Source organism: Bacteroides sp. AF39-11AC (assembly GCF_003474285.1).
Classification (GTDB): domain Bacteria; phylum Bacteroidota; class Bacteroidia; order Bacteroidales; family Bacteroidaceae; genus Bacteroides.
In genome coordinates, this window is sequence record NZ_QROH01000019.1 from 1 (window position 1) to 8,336 (window position 8,336).

Genomic DNA, 8,336 nt, shown 5'->3' on the forward strand with positions numbered 1-8,336 from the left:
TTGATGGGCATCTTCATCAGTTTGATGAGGAAGTCTGATATGAGGGCAATGTTAATGCGAGTACCCAGATGTAGCAGTATCCATCCCCGTATGAACTCTACGGCACTGCTGCTGAAAGACAGCATCAACTGAGCTATCAGTACCAGATAGATAAAACCAAGATTCTGGTTATTGATACCGAAGTCTACTACAGATTGTGTGAGGAAAGGTAACATGAGCTGTATCATGCTGCCCAGTAGTAAACCTAAGAATAACTGCCCTACCAAGTTCCGGTACGGACGGAGATACGAATACAAGAATCCAAATCCTCTGCGGTTCACTTTGTCCTCCTCGTCTTCTATCTCGTAAAAATTCGGAGAGGGTTCCAGCAATAACGCTACTCCTGTGTCTTCTTCCTTCTTTCGGGAACTCAGCCAGCAATTGCAGAATTCTTCTTTGGTGTATTTTAGCTTTCCTGCTTCGGGATCGGCCACCCAAACATGCTTGTCGTTGAGCTTATATACCACGACAAAGTGTTGCTGGTTCCAATGTATAATACAAGGTAAAGGAGCTTCTTTCAGTTTTTCATAACCCACTTGTACGCAAATGCTGCGAAAACCAATCTTTTCTGCCGCTTCGCTGATGCCGAGCATGGATACTCCTTCACGGGTGATAAATGATTTTTCCCTTAACCCTTCCAGTGAATAACGTTTGCCATAGAAAGCGGCTACCATGCGGAGGCAGGTAGGGCCGCAATCCATGGTGTCGTGCTGTGGATAGTATGGGATACTTCTCATTTATATTATTATTTTTCAAGAGGATTATAAGACATACTTAGTCCGCTATTAGTTTCATTTCTGACCTTAGCACCTAATGATTGCATGAAATGAATGGGGTCTTTATACATTCGTGAAACGGTCTGTTCTAATTTCTCTGGAGTAGTATTGTTGTACTCCCATTTATACTTATTTATAGTTGTTTTGTTGTTACCTTTCTTTATTCCGATACACTCCCAATTGTATTCTTTATTACTATCTTGAATTGAAAGGATGAGTCCCGGAAGGCCTACAAATTTGTATGGACCATATTTACTTGGTATATCCATCGTAAACCAAGCTTCATAGTCTCGTCCCTTAAAAGTAGCGGTAGCTTTCTGACAGTCATATCCCAATATTGTTTTCCGGCCTGATACTATAGTCCATTTTATATTCTCTGTGGGTTCCGTGTAAATGTAAATAGGGCCACCTAAGATTGTTCTGTAAACCACAGTCGTTTGATTATCTTTTCCAGATACAAAAACCTCCATCGGCAGAACAGCTTTTTGTAACAAAGGAGTATTAGACACACCTTTAGCATTTAGTTTTGTACAAATAGAGTCTTTTTCATAAAGCATATAGCTATAACTTTTTGCGCCATTTTTCCCTATTTCCAGAATTTGCACATCATTATAGGTATAACTTTTCTTTTGAGGGTCAGGCACAATTTTCAACTTATAGGTGATTTTGAACAGACAAGTATCTATAATGTCATATTTATTTAATAATTTAGGTGCCGGTGCAAATTCTATTTGTGCCTGTACCGTAGAGAACGCGCCTAATAGCAAGGCAAAGATAATTTTTCTCATAATAGTAACTGTTTTTAAGTTTATAATATTTTGAATTTGATTTTAAACATAACCGATGTCGGGCGTATGCGATATTCAGAGTAATACTTATTCATACTGCTGGTATAGGAATAGGTGTATTTCTTTATGTCGAAGATATTATTCCACACTAAAGTGAATACTGTACTTTTCCATTTATAACTGAGATTCATATCCACTAAGGTGAAAGACTTGTTACCTTCTATTTGATTGTTATAATAGTTATCTAACGTTCCCGAAAGAATCAAGCCCGATACTATTGTTGCTTTAGCAGTAGTTTTATTGGTAAGAGTTCGGCTGATTGGAAAGTTTCCTCCATTCTTAATCCATGATTGATTCCATTGCCAAGTTCCTTGATAATCGAATGAAAGCCATTTAAAGGGGGTCATGTTGGCCTTGCCTGTTACGAATGCAGTTTGCGATAAATAGTAAACCACTTCTTCTTGCCTTAATTGAGGTGATTCATTTTTGCTCCATGCACTTTCTAATTCTAAATTGAGATTTTTCCAAGAGAAGCCTTTACTTACTCGGAAACCAATATACCAAATATTCCCACTCTTGTTGGTCTTATGGGTTATCATTCGTGAAAGAGCTCCGTCCAGATTATAGCCATACAGAATGCGTGGTTTATATTGACTATGCGTAATATTAATCCCTGTAAAGAGCATATTAGCTACATTCTTATAGTTGATTTTAAGATTGGTGTTTTGGTATACTGACTTATCAAGATTTGCTTGGTAGCTGTTCAGATTGCGGTAGTTAGTTAAAATGTAGCCACCATAAAGATTTTGCATGCTAGATCTCCCATAGTTGAGATTATAGCTTGCAGACGTTTCCCAATGAGAGTTTATTCTATATCTGATGGAGGAGAACGGCTCTGCAACGACTTCTGATTTATTTATTGTAAAGTCTTGCTTTTTCTGCTTCAAGTGGTTATAATTGAACTTAATCGGGAGAAATAATGTAATTTCAATGCGTTTGATCTTGTAATCAATATTAGCAGAGATTCCGCTTTCTATTTCATAAAAGTGAGCGTTGTTCTGAAGTTTCCTATTGTAAGCGTCTTCTAATGTTTGAATAGGAAATAATTTACTCCTTAGCCTACTGTATCTCAAATTGAATATCCCGGCAGGACTGATGCGTATATTGCCAATCATCCATGCTGTCAGTAAAGAAATTGAGTTGCGTGAGGTGAAATCTGTATTTGTAACATTCTGTTGAACTCCTGTTATATCTTCTCCGGAAAATAAATCGTCGAATAAGCAAGGACGTACATACATTTTTTGTGGTTTTATTCCGAAATGTGTATGTGATTCTAATTCTATCCCTTTATATTCGTCTTTTTTTCGAATCCAATGTAATGCATTTGATACTTGAAATGTTTTCATCTTCAATGATTGGTTGATATCCTGTTCATTAAATATATTTCCAATCCCTCGTTCCCATTCACTCGAAAAGCTCACGTCATTGGCAAGGTAATTATTTTCTTTATTGCGGTTGTATGATATATTCCCTTCCAATTTGTTGATTGTAGAGGTAGACGCCATTTCTTCTTCTATCGTATTTGGACTTCCATCAGGCATCATGTAGATTGTTTGCTCATAACTATTACGTTTTTCATGGTCGTTCATGTAGACAATATTCATATTTATTTCATCTCCTTTGGATGATTTCCATATATTGTTTGCACTTGTTGCATTTGTGTTGTTAAAGTTATATTTGGATAATTCAATACCGGGAGGAGATGGTATTTCCATTTGGATGAACTGGTTGATAACTAATGGGGAGTCATCAGCATGTGATGTCAGTTCTTTTGCCAAATTAGCCCCGTTGTTGTTATTCTTGTAAGTAATAAAATGTTGGCGTTTGCGGGTAAAATAGGTTCCTATCAGCTCATTCTCCCATAGCATATTTTTGTCTGTTCCTAAACCTAATTGTGCTATAAGGTTGAAAATTCCTTTTGCAGAATCTTTTAACTTCAGGTTGATGGCGGCTGCATCCGGGAATTCCAGATTTTTCAGAGCTTTCACTTCTTGGTGGTTTTCCAATATTTGTACGGTAGAGATGGAAGAAGGGGGAATGTTGTTAGTTGCAATTCCATACCGTCCTTTTAACAAATCCATTCCTTCAATATAAAATTTACTGATAGCTTTGCCTTTGTATTCAATGGTTCCTGATGGCTTTATGCTAATTCCTGGCATCTTTTTCAGTACTTCGCCGATAGAAGCGTCATTATCGGACATAAAGGAGTTTACATTATAGTTCAATGTATCTCCTTGTTGCCAGATTTTCTCTGCTTTTACAATAACTTCTTTCAGATTGATAGCTTCCTCTTTTACGGTTGGGTTAAAGGTAGTGGAACGATTAGGGAGTATTGTTTCTATTTTCTGTATATTGAATCCGGAAAACTGTACTTTTATTTGTTTTTCTTCTGAGCTGAATTGAATGTTATAATATCCATTTTTATCAGTAAAAGCATAGCCTAAGGTTTCGGGGGAGGCTGTTGTAGTGGTGATAATTATACTAATATCAGAGATAGAATTTCCTTTCTCATCTGTGGCTTGTCCTTCGATGGTAGTTTGGGCATAGCAAAGACGAAACAAAAGGATGAAAGAAACAAAGATAATATGTCTCTTTATATTGTTCATTCCATTGATTTATAACAAAGGTCATTTTTTCTCAATGCCATTTCTATATTTGAAGTAGGTGGACAGAATTCTCTGAAAATGCATTTATTGCAAGGTTTTTGTTGTTTTCTTATTCTGAGCCACGACTTCCCTGTTTCCAACTCTTTCCATATCAATTCAGAAATAGAGTTCTGATAAATATTTCCGGTAGCCTTTTGGTTGACATCTGTGAAAACATCTCCATTTTCAAATATAACCATTTTTCCGAAATAATTACAGTTTAATGTGTCATTTCTGAATATATCTTGGAAAGTATGCGTTCGTTCAAAGATATCTTCCTCGTTGATGAATACGAATTCTTTAAAGAATTCATAATTTTTTTTGTTGTAAACTGGTCTTATCTGATAATGTATTAGCTGATGCTTCTTAATAAGGCTATGAGCCATGTTTAATTCTGTCTCATTTGTAATAAAGAAATTATATTCTATGTTCTCTATTACATGAAAAGCCTCGTTATATGTTTCTTTGTATTCGGCGATATTTACTAATATTACAATATGTTTAAAGCTGTTTAAATCTATTTGTTTCAGATTAAAGTTGGAAATATAGGTGTGGTAATATATGTCTACGTTTAAAGTAGATAGCTCTAGTTGTAACTCTTTGAGTTGAGGATAATTCCAAATGTTTCCTCCCCAAATATTGATTCTATATAATGATGGGAGTGCTGTTTTTTCTATAAAGGTAGACAGTGCTTTTAGGTCTATGTTAATAATCTCTTTTTCTTTGCGACAGAATGTATACTGTTTGTAGCTTTGGTTACATGATTGGCATTTTTGTGTACATTGGTTGTTTATGTAAATAGATAATTCATGAAGATATTTTGCTACATTGTCACCAGACTTGTACTCGCTATATCCTTTATACCTCTTTATATCATGTTGAATGTTCTTTATGGGATAGAATTGAATAGCTCCTTGCTTATTATAGTTTTTTATGTAATCACCGATATTTTTTTCTTTAACCTCAAGAATGAAATTGCTTAAGCCTATATCTTTATCTTCAGTTGGTACATGATATATCCATTGGCTATTAGTAGATAAAAGCCTTTTTATGATTTTTGCAATGTTTAAATCATTTCCTCTTATATATTCCCCATTGATGGTGTTATACAGTAGGTAATCTTCCCCAATCAAGGTAATATAGGTATAGGGGTGAATAATAAGTGCTTCTTGCTTTTCCATAATTTATCTCATTATGATGTCTTTCATTATATGGTGAAAACTCTGCGGGTTTCTTTCGAGATAATCTATTGTCCTTTTTAAAAATCTTTTAAAATTTTCTTTATTTAGATAATCTATACAGAAAGGTTTATCAGATTTGGGGAAATTGAATATGCAATGTTGACAGGAATGTCTCATATAGCAAGTGCTACATTTTTGGCTTATCGGCATTAGCCATTTATTGTAATATTTGCATATGGCGTTCAAGTCAAGTTCAACTTTCTGATCTGTTACATGCCCTAGGCTATATTCTTGTCCGATTCGCTCACATGGCAATAATTTACCATTTACAGTAATAAATATTTTTTTGCTAAAAGGAATGCAGGTCCCTGTTGGTAAACTCTGTATTTTTCTTTTCAGAGAGAATAGAGAATTGTAATCAGAATAAGACATTATGCTATTACGTTGTATAAATACTGTCAACAAGTTTAAAAAAGGGTCTTTGTCTTGCATTATTTTTTCTAATTTCCCTTTTTGTGAGGATTCATTTATGCTTTGTGCTGTATCTCTAAATAGAGTTTTAAACTCGTCTTTTTTTTCTTTTTTGATTCCATTAAGATTTAATTCTCCTATAAGTGGGGTCTTGGAGAATTCTTTTTTAAAGAAATTGATTATCTTTTCAACAGAGTTCTTGTCATGTAGAACGGCATTGAACTCTATGTTATTTTTAAAATATGCGGGTAAATTATCTTGTATATATTTCATGCACTCATACACAATATTATAAGAACTCTTTCCGTTTGGCCACACACGATAGCTATTATTGTATTTATTCCCATCTAAGCTGATAAGTAAGTGAAAATCATGTGATGCCAGATAGCTGATATGTTTCTTTAGTAAGATGGCATTTGTTGTCATTGTATATTTGATTGGCCGTTTCAGATTGTAGCTATCGAATAAGCGTACTATGCTTTTGATGAAAGGCATATTTAATAAAGGTTCTCCGCCATAAAAACTGACATAAATAACTTCTCCTTCTGATATATTCTCTTTTGTTTCCCAATACTTAGATAAAAACTCTATTAACCTTCTTGCATATTCTATTGGTAAATTCTTGTGTGTACGCGTGTCATAGTTTTCATAAAAGTCACCATATCCACAATATTTGCATTTAAGGTTGCAAGCATCAGTTACTTCAAAAGTAATTTGTTCCAAATTACTTAAGGTTGTTTCTATCATCTGAGGAGTCAACTCCACATTATAGTTTTCAGCTATTGAGTATTGTGTAGTTGCTTCTTCAAATAGGGAATATTGGCTTAGATAGAATTTTGCATCATTAGAATTGAGATTATATTCAGCTGATAATATTGCTAATATATTCGCTTCATCCTTTCCTTCATTCATTAATGTGTTAATCCTAAAGGTGATGGGTGAAATAAGCGAAAGAACTTTCGTGTTGAAATTGAAGTGATAATAATTATTGTTGTTTGACCGAGTATAAAAGGATGTCATATATTTACTTTCTTATTTTCATAAAGTTTGGGTTGTAAATAGCTATCTACAACCCAGGCTTTTTAGGTTAATATCCGTTAGGGCGTTACTACAATTTCCATTTTGTCAAATGAAGTGTTGGTGTATTTGTTACCTTTTACATTAGCATTTCCGTTTGCAGCAGTACTAGATGGCCCTGGGCATCCACATCCGCAAACATTACCGCCTAATACCTTGCTCATTTCTTTTTTAGAAAGAGCATCTGCTTCGAAAACAGTTAATTTTAATGTTTTCATCTTAATTAAGTTTTTAAATTATTACTATGCTACAAGGGGAATTCTCCTTGTAACGAAATATTGTCCGAGCTGATTTCTATGTAGTATGTTCCTGAATCTAGTAGGTTCAAGTTTACAGAGATTGTTGTTGGACTTATATATTCCTGTGAGTAAACAGTTTCATCGGTAGATTCTTTGGTAATCTTGATGGTGACTGCTGGCATCACTTCTTCAAAAGATATGGATATAACTTTATTATATAAGTATGCATGTGCAGGTTGTATAATAATGCTGCGCGTTTTAGGAGCAGTTTCTGGATCTACATTATTATCTTTTTTTATATCTCCATAAAGGCTAATTTCCATGCCTTTAATAAACTCTTGGGAATATGCGGAAGTTCCCCAAGCAAGAAATGCGATTAAAAGGAATAATAGCTTTTTCATATTTTTCGTTTATTAGATATTGTTTACTGCAAATATAGCGGGGTTTTATCCTGATAGAGTGTATCAAAAGTGTATCATTTCGCTTTATATGATGCATTTTACGCTTATATTCCTCTTAAAAGTGCGTGATTTAATAGTTTTTAAGAAATTCTTTTAGCTTGTTTGTACCCGACGGGCAGCCTGCCTTTTTTAGGATTTCTTTTTCTTTTCTGTAGATTGTGTTTCTCGTTTGTTTTATTATATATTCTAAGTTGCTAATTGGAAAATCAGTCAAAAGCAGACAACATAAGTGCACTTCTTCTTTTTCCAATTCACATTGAATTCTCAGTCGGGTAATGGCTTTTTCCCAACGTATGTCGGTTTCAACTATGAAACGCTGCCAGTCGTCATCGTTCAACTGTTCTTCTGATTTATCGTATTTTTTGTAAGAGTTAATAATCCTTTCTATTTTTGAGTAAACCTCTGAATGCTCAAGAGTTTCTTTTGCCAACGCACTTCGTTTTCTCGTTAAAGTATCAAGTTCTTGTTGTAGTTCCTTCTTTTTCTCTTCATTGATATGGTGTTGATTAATATCCTTTTGTTGAGAAACTATCTCAGCTTCTTTTTGGGTGAGTTCGTTTTTAAGTTGTATGTACTTCTGCTGCAAGTCTTGTTTCTCT

Annotated in this window: 7 protein-coding genes and 1 pseudogene; all 8 read right to left on the reverse strand. The window is 34.4% G+C overall.

Translation table 11 applies throughout. From position 1 onward, the window contains the following. Positions 1–776: cysteine peptidase family C39 domain-containing protein (locus DW036_RS25035; protein WP_233560544.1), on the reverse strand; the 776-nt coding region annotated here is incomplete at its 3' end. An 8-nt stretch (positions 777–784) separates the two neighbouring features. Next, positions 785–1,603 (reverse strand): GLPGLI family protein, encoded by an 819-nt coding sequence (locus DW036_RS25040; RefSeq protein WP_118466689.1) that lies wholly within the window; start codon positions 1,601–1,603, stop codon positions 785–787. 20 nt (positions 1,604–1,623) lie between these two features. Beyond that, entirely contained in the window at positions 1,624–4,269 is a 2,646-nt protein-coding gene (locus DW036_RS25045; RefSeq protein WP_118466691.1) for a TonB-dependent receptor, read from the reverse strand. Continuing rightward, positions 4,266–5,468: a TIGR04150 pseudo-rSAM protein gene (locus tag DW036_RS25050; RefSeq protein ID WP_369906909.1), complete on the reverse strand. Its 1,203-nt coding sequence runs from the start codon at positions 5,466–5,468 to the stop codon at positions 4,266–4,268. The genes DW036_RS25045 and DW036_RS25050 overlap by 4 nt, the downstream gene beginning before the upstream one ends. Positions 5,469–5,492: 24 nt before the next feature. Continuing rightward, positions 5,493–6,872 carry a radical SAM peptide maturase gene (locus DW036_RS25055; RefSeq protein WP_158585992.1) on the reverse strand — a complete coding sequence of 460 codons (1,380 nt, stop codon included), beginning with the start codon at positions 6,870–6,872 and terminating at the stop codon, positions 5,493–5,495. A gap of 185 nt (positions 6,873–7,057) precedes the next feature. Next, positions 7,058–7,255 (reverse strand): TIGR04149 family rSAM-modified RiPP, encoded by a 198-nt coding sequence (locus DW036_RS25060; RefSeq protein ID WP_118466697.1) that lies wholly within the window; start codon positions 7,253–7,255, stop codon positions 7,058–7,060. A 29-nt stretch (positions 7,256–7,284) separates the two neighbouring features. Next, entirely contained in the window at positions 7,285–7,677 is a 393-nt protein-coding gene (locus DW036_RS25065; protein WP_118466699.1) for a DUF3244 domain-containing protein, read from the reverse strand. 130 nt (positions 7,678–7,807) lie between these two features. Further along, positions 7,808–8,336 (reverse strand): annotated as a pseudogene (locus tag DW036_RS25685) (hypothetical protein); the annotation flags it as partial.

What these genes read in the sequence shown, in the direction of transcription:
- DW036_RS25040 (WP_118466689.1), bottom strand. Translation starts at nt 1,603, where the DNA reads ATGAGAAAAATTATCTTTGCCTTGCTATTAGGCGCGTTCTCTACGGTA.
- DW036_RS25065 (WP_118466699.1), bottom strand. Translation starts at nt 7,677, where the DNA reads ATGAAAAAGCTATTATTCCTTTTAATCGCATTTCTTGCTTGGGGAACT.
- DW036_RS25060 (WP_118466697.1), bottom strand. Translation starts at nt 7,255, where the DNA reads ATGAAAACATTAAAATTAACTGTTTTCGAAGCAGATGCTCTTTCTAAA.
- DW036_RS25045 (WP_118466691.1), bottom strand. Translation starts at nt 4,269, where the DNA reads ATGAACAATATAAAGAGACATATTATCTTTGTTTCTTTCATCCTTTTG.
- DW036_RS25055 (WP_158585992.1), bottom strand. Translation starts at nt 6,872, where the DNA reads ATGAATGAAGGAAAGGATGAAGCGAATATATTAGCAATATTATCAGCT.